The following is a 15,024-nucleotide window of genomic DNA, read 5'->3' as shown; positions in this document are numbered from 1 at the left end:
GTCGTCAGGCGGGCAGGGGAACGAGGGCCGGTTCACCGGCCTCGGCGACGATCTGGTCGATCGACTGGGCGCGACGCGCCAAGGACCAGCGCCGGTGCCCGTGCGCGTCGGATCCGATCGTGTAGACGGCGGGCCGGGGCAGCGCGTTGTACGAGAAATGGGTGGAGAAGTAGTAGCCGCCGGTCTCCGGCACGGCCACCAGATCCCCCGGGCGGATGCGGGGCAGTTCGCGGCCGGTGGCCAGCAGGTCGCCGGTGAAACAGGCGGGCCCCGCGACGTCCTGTACGCACGGTTGCGCGACGCGGCGGCGGCCGGTCGGGTCGTAGACGTCGATGCGCAGGGGCCAGGCTCCCGGCGCGAAGATCGTGCGGGTGGCGACCTGGACCCCGGCATGCGCGATGGCGATCGAGCGGCCGCCCGTGACCTTCGTGTACTCCACGCGGGCCACCACGGTGCCGGCCTTGGCGGTCAGGGCTCGACCGAACTCCGTCACCAAACCGTATGTGCCGTCGAACAATCCGGGTGCGGCCTGCTGCAGGGCCGCCCGGTGGTCGGCGAACGTCGGGGTGATGTCGTCGGATTCGAAATTGACCGGCAGTCCCCCGCCCATGTCGATCCGCTCGATCTGGCGACGGCCGACGCGCGCGTTGATGGCGTCGGCGAGATCCACGATCAGACGCACACCGTGCGCGGCGTGTTCGAGGCGCACCCCCTGCGAGCCGCTGTGTACGTGCAGTTGGGTCAGCCACGGCCGGGCCGCGAACGCGTCGATGATGTGCGCCCGGTCGTCGGCCAGCCCGATGCCGAACTTGGACGTCGTGGTCGCGGTGCTCATGGCACCGATCGCACCCGCTCCGGTCTGTGGGTTCACGCGTATCCCGATGATCGACCGGGTGGCACCGACGCGTGCGAGCACGTCGTCGACGCGAGCGAGCTCCTCGAAATTGTCGATGTTGAACGAGATGCCCAGTTCGACGGCCCTGGCGAGGTCCGACGTCGTCTTCGCCGGCGAATCCAGCACGATGCGCTCGACGGGAAAGCCTGCGGCCAGGGCGAGTTCGAGCTCGCCGGGGCTGGCCACCTCGCACCCGAAGCCCGCCCGGGCGAACCTGGCCAGGACCGGCCGCAGCGTGATGGCCTTCGCGGCGATGGTGTGCAACGCCGGCATCTCCGGCGGGTAGGTCACCGCGAGATCGCGCATCAACTCGTCGAGTGTGTCCAGGTCGATCACGCCGCACAAGGGCTGCGCGTCGTCGATGAAGCCGTGCCGCACCACGCCGGCAACCACCTCTGCGCGGCGCCGCAGCAGCGTCTCCGAACTGGGCAGAACATGTCGGGCAGCCGACGTCGTCTCAATCACGCCAAAACCCTAAGGAGAGCGCGATATCGGCGCAGCCCGCGCACGTCGAGGACTTTCGCGGCGTTCTTCGTGCAAATGTGAGGGTCACTGCGAGTCGATACCGCCGCGTTCGTCGAAATGCACTACGGCGCCCCGCCGGTTTTGTGCGATTCGCCGGGTCGCGGCACTCCGGTGCGTTCCCAGACCAGCAGGGCCAGTGCGGCACGCAACCGAGCGGGTGCCGAATGCAGGTCGATACCCGAGACCGCACCGATGCGCTCGAGCCGGTACCGCAGCGAATTGGCGTGAATCCCCAATGCGCGTCCCGCTTCGGCCAGGTTGCCGGGATGGGACAGCACCGCGGCGACGGTGTCGACCAGGCTGGTCCCGTGGTCGGCATCGTGACGACGCAGGATCTCCAGCGGCTCTGCGATGGCATCCGCCATCGGCAGCAGGCGGTCGGCCACCCGCAGGAGGGTCAACGCGTCGGGCACGTCGGCCGCCGTGAGTACCGTGACACCGCCGCGGCGCTGGCCGCCGAGGGCCGCGGCGTCGAGGACGTGCCGGGCGACGGTCGCCGAATTCCGAAGGTCCGGCAGGGCCGGCGCGACGGGTCCGACCGCGATGACGACGTCGCGTTCGCCTGCGACCCGACCCAGGCGCTCGGACAGGGCGGCTGCCACATCGGCCTCTGCGGTCTCGTCGTCGTGCAGCGGGACGACCACCAGCAGGTGCCCCGCCACGGACGCCGGCCGCGCCCCGGCCCGCAGCGCCTGGAGATGGAACATCACCGAACGCGACGCAGCCGTGTCCGCACCCAGCGCGACGACGGCGTAGCGGGTTTCGCTCTGCAGGCCCAGCAGCGCCGCGGGGATCCCTGGCTCGACGCCGTTCGCGAGCAGATCGACCAGCGCCGATTCCTGCAGCTGCCGTTCGTACTGGTCGCGGTGGACTTCGCGGAGCATCATGGCCGCCGCGGTCTGACGCACCTCGAGCAGCAGCGCGCGCAGCTCGGTCCGGTCGGTGTCGTCGTCAAGCGCGGCCCAGATGGTGCCGAGCGTCTCGGTGCCGGTCTTGAGCGAGATCACCATCCGAGCCGGATCGTTGTCCTCGGCGTTGCGAACGACAACGTCGTCGGACCGCCACACCGCGGGTAGGAATCCGCTGGACATCAGCCGCTCGACCCGATACTCGGGCACCGAACCGCGCAGGATCGTCTGGTTGCGGATCGGATCGACATCGTGATCGGCGACGGCATACGCCAGCACCCGAGAATCCAGATCCTCGATGGTCACGGGCGCACCGGTCTTGCCGCTGATCCAGCGGGCCAGCGCCTGCAGATTGTCGACGTTCGGGGCGGGCATGACGACGCGGCCCGCGCCGAGCAGCCGGATCAGACCAGCGAACAGCTCGGTCCAGCCCACCCAGGGCGACCGCCGGAACAAGCGGGGACGGTGAGCGGGATCGCCGGGCACCACGGATAGGTCGCGCGTCGCGTCGGCCGGAAGCACAAGCGCAGCAGCGGTTCCCACCTCGTCGAGCAGTGACCCGAGCGCGAACCGGTCGTCGATGCGCGTGCTGACCAGCACGATGGCGCCCGAATAGTCCACCGACGTACCGCGTTCGTGCAGCGCGACGTCGCGCACCAACGGATCGTCGTCCCGTTCGATATCGGCCGCGACGGGTATCAGCATGCCCGCGGCGCCAGTTACCAACGCCGACAACGGAAGTGCGGGCTCGACGGCATTCATGGCTGACGCCACGCTACGGCCGGCGCCGAGCGCCGCGGCGGGCGGGGTGGTTAAACGGCGCTGCGATGTTTGCGCTGGGCCGCGAAGAAGTCGGCCCAGGAGCTGACTTCGGGGTGTTGCTTGAGCAGGGCACGGCGCTGGCGTTCGGTCATGCCGCCCCACACTCCGAATTCCACGCGGTTGTCGAGTGCGTCCGCGCCGCATTCGAGGATCACCGGACAGTGCCGGCAGATGACCGCGGCTTTGCGCTGAGCGGCGCCGCGGACGAACAACTCGTCAGGGTCGGCCTGCCGGCACCGGGCTTGGGACACCCATGCGATGCGGGCTTCGGCCTCTCGACCGTGGGTCACTCCATGGGCTGTGGCATTAGTGCTCGTCTTGTGTACGGCCGACTGTGTACCTGACACCAGCGATCCCTTCGTTCCAACCGCCCACCGAACGGAGGGGCGGCGAGTCCTCCGGTGTAGAACGCCGATGCGATCTACGCCACATTGCGCCAGTGAGTGTTACCTGGATCGCACTGTGTGTCCAAGCTAGGTGGTCAGAGGGTATTAACGCAACAGTTTGCGACCCACTTTTTTGGGACGCCCGTGCCGTCTGATCTATCTTCGCGCGAAGTGTGGCATTTCCGCAGCGCGAGCCCGATATGGCGATCCGCCCGCTCGGCGGGAACGCCGGCGGGCACGCTCGTTACTCTGTAGCCATGCCCGAGCAGCCGACGCGACCGCCGACGACGGTCACGGTCATCAAGCTCGCCTGGTGCTGTCTGTTGGCGAGCGTGTTGGCGGCCGCTTTCATGTTCCCCGTCGTCGGCGGATTCGGGCTGATGTCGAACCGGGCGTCGGACGTGGTTGCCAACGGGTCCGCGGCACTCGTCGAGGGCGAGGTGCCCCAGGTGTCGACGATGGTCGACGCCAAAGGCAACACCATCGCGTGGCTGTACTCGCAGCGGCGCTTCGAGGTGCCCAGCGAGAAGATCGCCAACACCATGAAGCTCGCGATCGTCTCGATCGAGGACAAGAGGTTTGCCGAGCACAACGGTGTGGACTGGCAGGGCACCCTGACGGGCCTGTCCGGATACATGTCGGGCAATCCCGACACCCGCGGCGGCTCGACCCTTGAACAGCAGTACGTCAAGAACTATCAGCTGCTGGTCGTCGCACAGACCGACGCCGAGCGCCGCGCCGCGATCGAGACCACTCCGGCGCGCAAGCTGCGTGAGATCCGGATGGCGCTCACGCTCGACAAGACTTTCACCAAGCCAGAGATCCTCACCCGCTATCTGAACCTGGTGTCGTTCGGCAACGGCGCGTTCGGAATCCAGGACGCCGCGCAGACGTACTTCGGTATCAACGCCTCGGAGCTGAACTGGCAGCAGGCCGCCCTGCTGGCCGGCATGGTGCAGTCCACGAGTGCGCTGAACCCCTACACCAACCCCGACGGCGCCCTGGCCCGCCGGAACCTGGTGCTGGACACCATGATCGAGAACATTCCGCAAGAGGCAGAGGCACTGCGGGCGGCCAAACAGGAGCCGCTGGGCATCCTGCCGCAGCCCAACGAGTTGCCCCGCGGTTGCATCGCGGCGGGCGACCGGGCCTTCTTCTGCGACTATGCCCTGGAGTACCTGGCCCGCGCGGGCATCAGCAAGGACCAGGTGGCCAAGGGCGGCTATCTCATCAAGACCACGCTCGACCCCGACGTGCAGGTTCCGGTCAAGTCCGCGATCGACAGCATCGCGCGTCCGGACACCCAGGGCATCGCGAGCGTCATGAGCGTGATCAAGCCCGGCAAGGAATCGCACCCGGTCCTGGCGATGGCCAGCAACCGCACCTACGGCCTGAACACCGACGCGGGCGAGACCATGCAGCCGCAGCCGTTCTCACTGGTCGGCGATGGCGCCGGGTCGATCTTCAAGATCTTCACCGTGGCCGCCGCCATGGACATGGGCATGGGCATCAACACGCAGCTGGCCGTGCCGCAGTTCTTCCAGGCCAAGGGCCTGGGCAGCAGCGACACCCCGGGCTGCCCGAAGGAAACCTGGTGCGTCAAGAACGCGGGCGGCTACCGCGGGTCGATGAGCGTCACCGACGCGCTCGCCACGTCGCCCAACACGGCGTTCGCCAAGCTCATCTCGCAGATCGGTGTGCAGCGCACGGTCGACATGGCGGTCCGGCTCGGCTTGCGGTCCTACGCGCTGCCCGGCACGGCGCGCGATTACGACCCCGACAGCAACGAGAGCCTCGCCGACTTCGTCAAACGCCAGAACATCGGGTCGTTCACGCTGGGGCCCATCGAGGTCAACGCACTGGAGCTGTCCAACGTCGCGGCGACGCTGGCCTCGGGCGGAACCTGGTGCCCGCCCAACCCGATCGCGCAGGTGCTGGACCGCAACGGCAATGAAGTCTCGGTCACCACCGAGACGTGCGAACAGGCCGTGCCCGAAGGCCTGGCCAACACCTTGGCCAACGCCATGAGCAAGGACGACCAGGGTGGCGGCACCGCGGCGGGGTCGGCCGGTTCGGTCGGCTGGGATCTGCCGATGTCGGGTAAGACCGGAACCACCGAGGCACACCGCTCGTCGGGCTTCCTCGGTTTCACGAACCAGTACGCGGCGGCCAACTACATCTACGACGACTCGACCAGCCCGGGCGAGCTGTGCTCGTTCCCGCTGCGCCAATGCGGCGACGGCGACCTGTTCGGCGGCAACGAGCCGGCCCGGACGTGGTTCACCGCGATGAAGCCCATCGCCAACAACTTCGGGCCCGTCGCGCTGCCGCCGACCGATCCGCGCTACGTCGACGGCGGGCCCGGCTCGCAGGTGCCCAGCGTCAGCGGGCTCGACGAGAACGCCGCACGCCAACGGCTCAGGGACTCGGGCTTCCAGGTGGCCGACGGGGCCGCGATGGTCAACAGCAGCTCGAAGTACGGCACGGTCGTCGGCACCACGCCGAGCGGGCAGACCATTCCCGGCTCGATCATCACGATCCAGCTGAGCAACGGCATCGCGCCGCCGCCACCGCCGCCGCCGGTGGCGTTCCCGATGCCTGGCGGCCCGCCGCCGGAGATCGGCCAGACCGTCGTGGAGATCCCCGGGTTGCCGCCCATCACGGTCCCGGTGCTTGGGCCGCCGCCACCACCGCCGCCGCCGTGATCGGTTTGTGCGGTTGACCACCGTGACCGGCCAAGAAGCGGTGACACACAGGCTGTGGCAGTAGGCTCTCGGGCATGTCAGCAGCTTCGGTAGTGAAGAAGTCCGCCGCCATCACCGCCGGTTCCCTCGTAGCCGGGATCGGGTACGCGTCCGTCATCGAACGGAACGCGTTCGTGCTGCGCGAAGCGACCATGCCGGTGCTGACGCCGGGATCGTCGCCGCTTCGGGTGCTGCACCTGTCGGATCTGCACATGCGTCCCAATCAGCGCCGCAAGCAGGCGTGGCTGCGCGATCTGGCCCGGCTTGAGCCCGACCTGGTGGTCAACACGGGCGACAACCTGGCGCACCCGAAGGCCGTGCCCGCCGTCGTGCAGTCGCTGACCGACCTGTTGTCGGTGCCCGGCCTGTTCGTGTTCGGCAGCAACGACTACTTCGCGCCACGACTCAAGAACCCGCTGAACTACATCACCAACCCCGAGCACCGCACGCACGGTGAGCCGCTGCCGTGGCAGGATCTGCGCGCGGCGTTCACCGAGCGCGGCTGGCTGGATCTGACCCACACGCACCGCGAACTCGAAGTCGCGGGCGTGACCATCTCGGTGGCCGGGGTGGACGATCCGCACCTCAAGCGCGACCGTTACGACACCATCGCCGGGCCGGCCAACGCGGCCGCGAACCTGACGCTGGGGCTCACCCACTCCCCCGAGCCGCGCGTGCTGGACCGGTTCGCCGCCGACGGCTACCAGCTGGTGCTGGCCGGCCACACTCACGGCGGTCAGCTGTGCCTGCCGTTCTACGGCGCCATCGTCACCAACTGCGACCTGGACCGCTCGCGCGCCAAGGGCGCGTCGCGCTGGGGCGCCAACATGGCGCTGCACGTGTCGGCCGGTATCGGCACGTCGCCGTACGCGCCCGTGCGATTCTGCTGCCGGCCGGAGGCCACCCTGCTGACGCTCGTCGCCGCACCGACCGGCGGCGGCCACGTCGGAACCCGGGCCGGCCAGTCCTCCCCGACCGTATCGGCGCGGTGAGCCCCGAGGCCTGTTCGGCCGTCAGGAGTCAGCCTCGCGAGTGGGTCGACAACGCGGTGCGGCTGATCGAGGCCGACGCCAAGCGCAGTGCCGACACCCACCTGCTGCGCTATCCGCTGCCCGCGGCGTGGTGCGACGGCCTCGATCTGGCGCTGTATCTCAAGGACGAGTCGACCCACATCACCGGCAGCCTCAAGCACCGGCTGGCGCGCTCGTTGTTCCTCTACGGGCTCTGCAACGGCTGGATCGGCGAGAACACCACGGTGATCGAGGCGTCATCGGGTTCGACGGCGGTCTCCGAGGCGTATTTCGCGGCGCTGCTCGGCCTGCCGTTCATCGCGGTGATGACAGCCTCGACCAGCGCGTCGAAAATTGCGCTCATCGAATCTCAAGGTGGCCGTTGCCATTTCGTCGCCGAGGCGTCCCAGGTGTACGCCGAGGCGCAACGGCTGGCCGACGAGACCGGCGGGCACTATCTCGACCAGTTCACCAACGCCGAGCGGGCCACCGACTGGCGCGGCAACAACAACATCGCGGTGTCGATCTTCGAGCAGATGCAGATGGAGGCCCACCCGGTTCCCGAGTGGATCGTCGTCGGGGCGGGCACGGGCGGCACCAGCGCGACCATCGGCCGGTTCATCCGCTACCGACGCCACGCCACCCGGCTGTGCGTCGTCGACCCGGAGAATTCGGCGTTCTTCCCGGCCTATTCGCAGGGCCGCACCGACATCGTCACGGGCGCGTCGTCACGCATCGAGGGCATCGGCAGGCCGCGGGTGGAACCGTCGTTCCTGCCCGAGGTGGTCGACCGCATGATCGCGGTGCCCGACGCCGCGTCGATCGCCGCGTCGCGGCACGTGAGCGCCGTGCTCGGGCGCCGGGTCGGGCCGTCGACGGGCACCAACCTGTGGGGTGCGTTCGGGCTGCTGTCCGAGATGCTGAGACAGGGGCGCAGCGGTTCGGTCGTCACGCTGCTCGCCGACAGCGGCGACCGCTACGCGGACACCTACTTCGACGACGACTGGGTGGCCAGCCAGGGGCTGGATCCGTCCGGACCTGCCGAGGTGTTGTCGGAGTTCGAGCGCTCGGGCCGCTGGTCCTGAGCACCCTCGGCGGTCAGGAACAGCCACAACGCGGCCAGCGCAAAGAACCCCAGGTAGATGGTGGCGCCCAATGCGGTCATACGGGTTCTAACGCCACCGACCAGCACATCCATCCCTGAGCGCAACGTGATGTACGCCGCGATGCGGATGTCAGCGCCTCTGGTGCCGGACTAGGTTCGCGGTTATGGACCCGCTGCTCCGCCGCCCGACGGGGTGGCTGGTGCCGCTGGTCGTCGCGGTCATCCAGGTCGCGGGCAGTACCGGCATCCGCCATCGCGTCCCCGAGCTTCCGCCGCTGAACTGGTTCGGTTATCTGCTGCTGCTGGCCGGCCCCGCGGCGCTGCTGGCCCGGATCCGCTACCCGTATCCCGTGTTGCTGGCGGTGCTGGCCGTCACGCTGACCTATCATCTGGCCGGGTTCGGCGCGGGCCCGGTGTTCCTGTCGCTCGTGGTGGCGTTCCTGCGGGCCGCCGCCGTCGGGCCGCGCTGGTGGACGTACCCGCTGCCGGTACTCGGCTGGGTCGCGGTGGCCTGGCTGCTGCCGTGGCTGCGGGATCGGCCCGGTCCCCCGCTGGAGGCCCTCGGCGCGCTGGGGGCGTGGCTGCTGGTGCTGATCGCGATCGCCGAGGGGCTGCGGCAACGACGCTCGGTGGTCGAGGCGCGCAGGCAGCGCCAGGACGCCATGGCGCTGCAGGCCCGCGCCGAGCAGCAGCGTCAGGCGACCGCGGCCCGGCTGGCCATCGCGCGCGAACTGCACGATGTGCTGGCGCACAGCCTGTCGATGATCAACGTGCAGTCCTCGGTCGCGCTGGAGCTGCTCGACAAGCAACCCGAGCGCGCGGGACCGGCGCTGGCCGCCATCAAAGATGCCAGCCGCCAAGCTATTTCGGATGTCCACGCGCTCGTCGCGGCGTTGCGTACCGACGGTGGCGAACCCACAGCGCCGACCCCCGGCATCGCGGATCTCGATGCGCTCCTGGCCCCCGCACGGGCCACCGGGCTCGCGGTGACGACGACGGTGCGCGGCGAGCCGCGGCCGCTGCCCGCAGTCGTCGACGTGGCCGCGGCGCGCATCGTGCAGGAGTCTCTGACCAACGTCGTGCGCCATTCGACCGCCACCGCGGCGGCCGTGACCGTGGATTACGGCCCGACGCACGTGGCGGTCGGCGTCGACAACGACGGGCATCCATTGAACAGCAGCCCGTCAGGCGGCAGCGGCATCACGGGCATGCGGGAACGCGCCAAGGCGCTCGGTGGCGACTTCACCGCGCAACGAGTTCCAGGCGGCGGGTTCAGCGTGCGGGCCAGCTTCCCGGTGAACGAAAGTAACGGTGCCGCATGACGATTCGGGTACTGGTCGCCGACGATCAGGCTTTGGTGCGGGCCGGGTTCGTGGCGCTGCTCGACGCGCAGGACGGCATCGAGGTGGTGGCCGAGGCCGACACCGGGGCCCGCGCCCTGTCAGCGGCCCGCGAGCTGAAGCCCGACGTGGTGCTGATGGACATCCGGATGCCCGAACTCGACGGCCTCGCGGCGACCCGCGCGATCGCGGCCGATCCGGCACTGGCCGACGTGCGCGTTGTGGTTCTCACCACATTCGAGATCGACGAGTACGTGTTCGAGGCCGTCCGCGCGGGAGCCAGCGGGTTTCTGGTCAAGCACACCGAGCCGGCCGAGCTCGTGCGGGCGGTGCGGGTGGTCGCGGCCGGAGATGCGCTGCTCTCGCCGTCGGTCACGCGCCGGCTGGTGGCCGAGTTCGCGGCGCACGCCAAGACCCCCGCCGCGCCCGCACTGCCCGACCTGACCGCGCGCGAACGCGAGGTGCTGGTCCTGGTCGCCGAGGGGTTGACCAACGCCGAGATCGGCGAGCGTCTGTTCATGAGCCCGGCCACGGCCCGCACGCACGTGAGCCGCATCCTGACCAAGCTCGACGCGCGGGACCGCACACAGCTCGTGGTGCTGGCCTACGAGAGCGGGCTGGTCCGCCCGGGCTGGCAGGGCTGAACGTACGCGCCGGAGCGTAGCGGGATTGACGCCCGCGGGCCGATGTTCCCGGCGGGTGACGGCGGCAGGCTGGTGGCATGAGCATCTACGAAATCACTCCCACCACAACCACTTTCCTGGCCGACGAGTACGAGCGCTGGGGCCACCACGGATTCTCGCCGTGGTTCCTCGTGATCCGGCTGGTCGTGTTCGTCCTGATCATCGGGGCGATCGTCTACTTCGTCCGCCGCAACCGCGGACGCCAGGGTGAACGCACGCTGCGCGACGCCTACGCCAAGGGCGAGGTCAACGAGGCCGAGTACCGCGAGCGGCTGGCCGTGCTGCGGGAAACGCGCCGCTGAGCGGTATGGGCTGCCTCGCTGCGCCATGAGGGTTAACCGTTTGGCTTTCGACCACCCCGGTGCGATACGCTGTCGTGGCTTCACGCGGGGTGTGGCGCAGCTTGGTAGCGCGCTTCGTTCGGGACGAAGAGGTCGTGGGTTCGAATCCCGCCACCCCGACAGCGTAGGCAAGGCCCTGACCTGGCATATCCGGTCGGGGCCTTCTTGCTCGAGCCCTCACCCGTGCGGATGGCCCTTCTTCTTGCCCGGTGGTTCTTTGCCCTTGTCCTTGCCCCGCCCGGGCTCTTCGTCGTCCTCGGCCGCAGTGGTCGTCGGCATCGGGGGCGCACTGAAGGTGGTCGGCGTCGGCACCGACGTGGTGTTGACGGGGGTGAGCGGCTGTTGCTGCGGACGTTGGGACACCAGCAGCACGACTGCGAGGATCGCCGCCAACAGCAGTGCGGCCGCGGCCCCGAGCACGAGCGGCAACCGGGATCGGCGCGCCGGCGGGTATACCGGCGCCGACTCGGGAAACGCCACAGGTGCCGTGAACGCCTTCGTCGCGGGGCGCGGCGCCGGCGAAAACTGCACGGTGGGCGGCGCCTCACCGGTCACCGCGGCCCGCATCGCGATGGCGTCGGGGAAGCGGTGGCCCGGTTCGGGCGCGGTCGCGGTCCGGATCACCGCGGCCAGCGCGGGGTCGACGTCGGGGCGCACGGCTTCGACGGGCACCGGCCGCGCGTCGAGGATCGCCCGCACCATCGCGGCGGGGTTGTCCTGGCGGAACGGCTGCTGCCCGGTGAGCGCCTCGTAGCCCAGCACTCCGGCGGCGTAGATGTCGTCGGCGACGGTCGCGGGCCGCCCCATGATGCGCTGCGGGCTGAGATAGCCCATGGTTCCGACGATCTGGCCGGTCTGGGTGTGCATGCCCCCGTCGGTCTTGGCAATGCCGAAGTCGGCGAGCTTGGCCGCACCGGACGGGCTGATCAGCACGTTGCCCGGCTTGATGTCGCGGTGCAGGATGCCTGCGGCGTGTGCGGCGGCCAGTGCGGACAGGATCTCGGCCAGCACTGCCCGCACGCGCTCGACGCGCATCGGGCCCGCGGCGATCTCATCGGCGAGGCTGCGTCCCGGCAGTCGCTCCATGACGATGAACGGCTGTCCGTGGTACTCACCGCTGTCGTGGATGGCGACGACGTTCGGATGGTTGAGCGCCGCGGCGGCGCGCGCCTCGTCCTCGAAGCGTCGGCGTAGTCCGGCATCGGCCGCAAGGGCCGGGTAGAGCAGTTTGATGGCCACGGGGCGGGACAGTTGCGTGTCCCAACCGTCCCGTACCTCGGCCATCCCGCCGCGGCCCAGCACTCCCCTGAGCTCGTAGCGGTTTCCGAGGACACTGCCCATGCCCCGGACTATCGCACATTGAACACTTGACCAGTCGACTGGCCAGATGTTTAAACTACTGAACATACGGCCAATCGAAGACGTGACCGCCAGAGCCAGGATCCGGGATTCGGCCATGCGCCTGTTCGCCGAGCACGGCGTCAAGGAGACGACCATCCGCGCGGTCGCGGCCGATGCGGGCGTGGCGCCGGGACTCGTGTCGCACCACTTCGGCAGCAAGCAGGGCTTACGCGACGCGTGCGACGGCTACGTGATGGATTATCTGCGCCGGGTGATCGCCGAGGGCGTCGACGGGCAGGCGATCGCCGATCCCGGCTACCTCGGCGACGTCTACCGGGACGCACCCATCGTGCTGCGTTACGTGTCCCGCGCCCTAGTCGACGAATCCCCGGGTGCCACAACACTGTTCGACAACCTGGTGGCGCTCACCGAGCGGTACCTGACCGACCATCCGGTGCACGGCCGGTCGGCGAACCACGACCTGCGGACCCTGGCCGCGGTCCACGTCGCGATGCGGCTCGGGGTGTGGATCCTGCATCCGCACCTGGTCCGGGCGCTCGGGGCGGAGGCTCTCACGCCCGCGGTGCTGAGCCGGATCAGCGCTGCGGTGCTCGACGCGATGTCACCGGATCTGGCCGGCGCGGACCTGATGTCGTTGGCCCGCAACGGTTTGGCCCGCTTTCAACAGGAGCATGAGCAATGACCGACAAGGTGACGTTGACCGGGGCTCAGGAGACCACCCTGGCCACACTGTACGGAAAGGCGATGGAGAGTCGCCGCCCCGACACGATCCTGCACGACACCGTGGCGTTCGATGCCCTGGCGCGCGTCGACTACGACTTCGGAAAGTTGCGCGTGCGTCGCAGCGACCACCTGTCACTGGCAGTGCGCGCCAAGGCGTACGACATCTGGGCCTGCCAGTTCATCGCCGCGCACCCGGACTGCACGGTCCTGCACCTGGGCTGCGGCCTGGACACCCGCCCGTACCGGATCACCCCACGGTGCACGTGGTACGACGTCGACTTCCCTGATGTGATCGCGTTGCGGCACAAGCTCTTCGGATCAGGGGTGGCTGCGATCGCCAAGTCCGTCACCGATCCGACGCTGCTCGACGGCATTGCCGGGGACGGGCCGGTACTGGTTGTCGCCGAAGGCGTGACACCCTATCTGCCCGCCGCGGAGGGCATCGCGATGCTGCGGCGCATCACCGCCCACTTCCCAACGGGCGAGCTGTTGTTCGACGCGTACGGCCGGTGGGGCCTGCGGTTCCTGCAGCGCTACGGCTGCGTCAAGGCTTCGGGCGCGCGCCTCGGCTGGAGCATCGACGATCCCCGCGAGCTGGAACGGGCCGTGCCGGGCCTGCGGTTCGACGCCGAACTCTGGTACTCCGACGCCCCCGGCATGGACCATCACCTCTCCGCGATCACGCGGCGCCTGCTGCATGCCGCGTACACGGTTCCCGCCGTACGCAGGCTGGGCCGGCCGCTGCGATATACCTTCGGCTGATCAGCTGGCATGCTCAGCGCATGCCCCGGTTCAACCTGGAATCCGCAGACGCCGGCTTCTTCACGACGGCGCCGCACATCTTCACGTACTCCAAACGCTTTGCGGCCCCGCCGGAAAAGGTCTGGGAATCGATGACTTCCGACGAGTCGCTGGCCGCATGGGGCCCGTCGGTGCAGAAGGTCACCTGGCTGTCGCCCCGCCCGTTCGGGGTCGGCAGCTCCCGCGAGGTGATCCTGGCGCCCGGGATCGCGCGCGTGCACGAGACGTTCTTCCGGTGGGAGGACGGTCGCCGGTACTCGTTCTCCGTCGACTACGGGACCATCCCGGCGCTGCGCCGGTTCGCCGAGGACTATCTGATCGAACCCGCAGGCGAAGGCGAGACCCAGTTCACCTGGATCGTGGCGATCGAGCCGCACCCCCTGTTCGCGCTGCCGTTCAAGGCGTTGACCCCGGTGGTCAAGGCCACGTTCGGGCGGCTGGCCTCGGATGGTCAGCGGTACTTCGCCAAGCAGGCCTGACACGAGCCCAACCAAGCGGTTGATAGCGTCAGGTCGATGACGACCTCCACCACAAGCTGGATCGCCCGGCTGCTGCGCTTCGATCGTGACGGCGATGTGTTCCGGATCCGCGAGCCCCGCCGCGGTGCCGTCCAGCGGCTCTTCGGTGGGTTGATCGCCGCCCAGTCGCTCGCCGCGGCGGGCGCGACCGTCGACGACGGCAAGCTGCCGCAGTCGTTGCACGCGTATTTCGTGCGGGGTGGCCGGTACGACGCCGACGTCGAATTCCACGTCGACCGGACGCGCGACGGCCGCGCATTCGCCAACCGGCGGGTCACGGCGATCCAGGACGGTGCGGTGATCCTGGAGATGATCGCGTCGTTCCACCATCCCGAACCCGGCGCCGACTGGTATCCCGATGTCGCGCCCAACCTCGAATTCGACGCAGCGGTCCCGAAAGACTCGGTGCTCGATTTCGGGGGCTGGTTCGAGCTGCGCACCATGGGCCATGACACGTCGGAATTCGCGCTGCCGCCGTTCTGGATCCGGGCGAGCACACCGATCGAAGACGATCCGCTGGTCCGGGCGTGCACCCTGACGTTCTTGTCGGACCTCGGGCCGGTGCCCGCCGCCTTACCGCCGCACATCCCGCTGCGGTCAGACCTCGGCTTCGCCGCGAGCCTCGACCACTCGATCTGGTTTCACCGGCCGTTCCGGCCCGACGGCTGGCACCGGTACGAGGTCCGCTCGGTCAACCACAACGATTCACGTGGGCTTGCGGTCGGCTCGCTCTACGCTGCCGACGGGACGTTGATCGCGAGCACCACGCAGGAAGCGCTCTGGCGCATGTGATCTGCGTTGACACCTGTCGAGCTGTGTGAGGAAACGCGCGTTGACGCACACAACCGCCAGGTCAGACAA

14 protein-coding genes and 1 tRNA gene are annotated in these 15,024 nt (G+C 69.1%); 11 read left to right on the top strand and 4 right to left on the bottom strand.

Annotated elements, in window-relative coordinates:
- Positions 1–4: 4 nt before the first annotated feature.
- The 3 genes from G6N67_RS15685 to G6N67_RS15675 all read right to left on the bottom strand — a co-directional run bounded on the left by G6N67_RS15685 (position 5) and on the right by G6N67_RS15675 (position 3,440).
- Positions 5–1,360: a type III PLP-dependent enzyme domain-containing protein gene (locus G6N67_RS15685; protein WP_051578654.1), complete on the bottom strand. Its 1,356-nt coding sequence runs from the start codon at positions 1,358–1,360 to the stop codon at positions 5–7.
- Positions 1,361–1,482: 122 nt separating this feature from the next.
- Positions 1,483–3,090: a PucR family transcriptional regulator gene (locus G6N67_RS15680; protein ID WP_110798397.1), complete on the bottom strand. Its 1,608-nt coding sequence runs from the start codon at positions 3,088–3,090 to the stop codon at positions 1,483–1,485.
- Positions 3,091–3,140: 50 nt separating this feature from the next.
- Complete coding sequence (locus tag G6N67_RS15675) at positions 3,141–3,440, bottom strand: WhiB family transcriptional regulator (protein WP_110798396.1); 300 nt, start codon at positions 3,438–3,440, stop codon at positions 3,141–3,143.
- Between the two features lie 353 nt (positions 3,441–3,793).
- Here G6N67_RS15675 and ponA2 point away from each other — a divergent pair, with 353 nt between their 5' ends.
- The 7 genes from ponA2 (at position 3,794) to G6N67_RS15640 (ending at position 10,879) form a co-directional block, all read left to right on the top strand.
- Positions 3,794–6,241, top strand: a complete 2,448-nt coding sequence (gene ponA2 / locus G6N67_RS15670) for a transglycosylase/D,D-transpeptidase PonA2 (RefSeq protein ID WP_036431812.1) — start codon at positions 3,794–3,796, stop codon at positions 6,239–6,241.
- A gap of 74 nt (positions 6,242–6,315) precedes the next feature.
- Positions 6,316–7,272, top strand: a complete 957-nt coding sequence (locus tag G6N67_RS15665; protein ID WP_036431810.1) for a metallophosphoesterase — start codon at positions 6,316–6,318, stop codon at positions 7,270–7,272.
- Positions 7,269–8,375 (top strand): L-cysteine desulfhydrase Cds1, encoded by a 1,107-nt coding sequence (cds1, locus tag G6N67_RS15660; RefSeq protein WP_036431807.1) that lies wholly within the window; start codon positions 7,269–7,271, stop codon positions 8,373–8,375. Before G6N67_RS15665 ends, cds1 begins: the two co-directional genes overlap by 4 nt.
- Before the next feature lie 184 nt (positions 8,376–8,559).
- On the top strand, positions 8,560–9,717 hold the full coding sequence (locus G6N67_RS15655) for a sensor histidine kinase (protein WP_036431804.1): 1,158 nt from the start codon (positions 8,560–8,562) through the stop codon (positions 9,715–9,717).
- Positions 9,714–10,379, top strand: coding sequence for a response regulator transcription factor (locus G6N67_RS15650; RefSeq protein WP_036431802.1), 666 nt, complete (start codon positions 9,714–9,716; stop codon positions 10,377–10,379). Before G6N67_RS15655 ends, G6N67_RS15650 begins: the two co-directional genes overlap by 4 nt.
- A 77-nt stretch (positions 10,380–10,456) precedes the next feature.
- The gene (locus G6N67_RS15645) at positions 10,457–10,720 is read left to right on the top strand and encodes an SHOCT domain-containing protein (protein WP_051578653.1); all 264 of its coding nucleotides are present in this window, start codon (positions 10,457–10,459) and stop codon (positions 10,718–10,720) included.
- Positions 10,721–10,805: 85 nt separating this feature from the next.
- Positions 10,806–10,879, top strand: a tRNA-Pro gene (locus tag G6N67_RS15640).
- Between the two features lie 57 nt (positions 10,880–10,936).
- Here the strand turns inward: G6N67_RS15640 and G6N67_RS15635 are convergent.
- On the bottom strand, positions 10,937–12,100 hold the full coding sequence (locus G6N67_RS15635; protein WP_036431799.1) for a serine/threonine-protein kinase: 1,164 nt from the start codon (positions 12,098–12,100) through the stop codon (positions 10,937–10,939).
- A gap of 82 nt (positions 12,101–12,182) precedes the next feature.
- Between G6N67_RS15635 and G6N67_RS15630 the strand changes: the two genes are divergently transcribed.
- Genes G6N67_RS15630 through G6N67_RS15615 form a run of 4 tightly spaced genes read left to right on the top strand, consistent with a single transcriptional unit; the run spans position 12,183 to position 14,955 of the window.
- Positions 12,183–12,803, top strand: a complete 621-nt coding sequence (locus tag G6N67_RS15630; RefSeq protein ID WP_051578652.1) for a TetR/AcrR family transcriptional regulator — start codon at positions 12,183–12,185, stop codon at positions 12,801–12,803.
- Entirely contained in the window at positions 12,800–13,606 is an 807-nt protein-coding gene (locus tag G6N67_RS15625) for a class I SAM-dependent methyltransferase (protein ID WP_036431796.1), read from the top strand. Before G6N67_RS15630 ends, G6N67_RS15625 begins: the two co-directional genes overlap by 4 nt.
- Before the next feature lie 20 nt (positions 13,607–13,626).
- Positions 13,627–14,124 (top strand): SRPBCC family protein, encoded by a 498-nt coding sequence (locus G6N67_RS15620; RefSeq protein WP_036431792.1) that lies wholly within the window; start codon positions 13,627–13,629, stop codon positions 14,122–14,124.
- Positions 14,125–14,160: 36 nt separating this feature from the next.
- A complete protein-coding gene (locus tag G6N67_RS15615) occupies positions 14,161–14,955 on the top strand; it encodes an acyl-CoA thioesterase (protein ID WP_036431789.1) in 795 nt (264 codons plus the stop codon).
- Positions 14,956–15,024: the final 69 nt, after the last annotated feature.

Origin of the sequence: Mycolicibacterium mageritense (assembly GCF_010727475.1) — a bacterium.
Lineage (GTDB): Bacteria > Actinomycetota > Actinomycetes > Mycobacteriales > Mycobacteriaceae > Mycobacterium > Mycobacterium mageritense.
This window is presented reverse-complemented; position numbering and strand designations above follow the sequence as displayed.

Excerpts from the sequence above, each read along its gene's own strand:
- G6N67_RS15650 (WP_036431802.1), top strand. The coding sequence starts at position 9,714 with ATGACGATTCGGGTACTGGTCGCCGACGATCAGGCTTTGGTGCGGGCC.
- G6N67_RS15655 (WP_036431804.1), top strand. The coding sequence starts at position 8,560 with ATGGACCCGCTGCTCCGCCGCCCGACGGGGTGGCTGGTGCCGCTGGTC.
- ponA2 (WP_036431812.1), top strand. The coding sequence starts at position 3,794 with ATGCCCGAGCAGCCGACGCGACCGCCGACGACGGTCACGGTCATCAAG.
- G6N67_RS15620 (WP_036431792.1), top strand. The coding sequence starts at position 13,627 with ATGCCCCGGTTCAACCTGGAATCCGCAGACGCCGGCTTCTTCACGACG.
- G6N67_RS15615 (WP_036431789.1), top strand. The coding sequence starts at position 14,161 with ATGACGACCTCCACCACAAGCTGGATCGCCCGGCTGCTGCGCTTCGAT.
- G6N67_RS15625 (WP_036431796.1), top strand. The coding sequence starts at position 12,800 with ATGACCGACAAGGTGACGTTGACCGGGGCTCAGGAGACCACCCTGGCC.
- G6N67_RS15635 (WP_036431799.1), bottom strand. The coding sequence starts at position 12,100 with ATGGGCAGTGTCCTCGGAAACCGCTACGAGCTCAGGGGAGTGCTGGGC.
- G6N67_RS15645 (WP_051578653.1), top strand. The coding sequence starts at position 10,457 with ATGAGCATCTACGAAATCACTCCCACCACAACCACTTTCCTGGCCGAC.
- G6N67_RS15680 (WP_110798397.1), bottom strand. The coding sequence starts at position 3,090 with ATGAATGCCGTCGAGCCCGCACTTCCGTTGTCGGCGTTGGTAACTGGC.
- G6N67_RS15665 (WP_036431810.1), top strand. The coding sequence starts at position 6,316 with ATGTCAGCAGCTTCGGTAGTGAAGAAGTCCGCCGCCATCACCGCCGGT.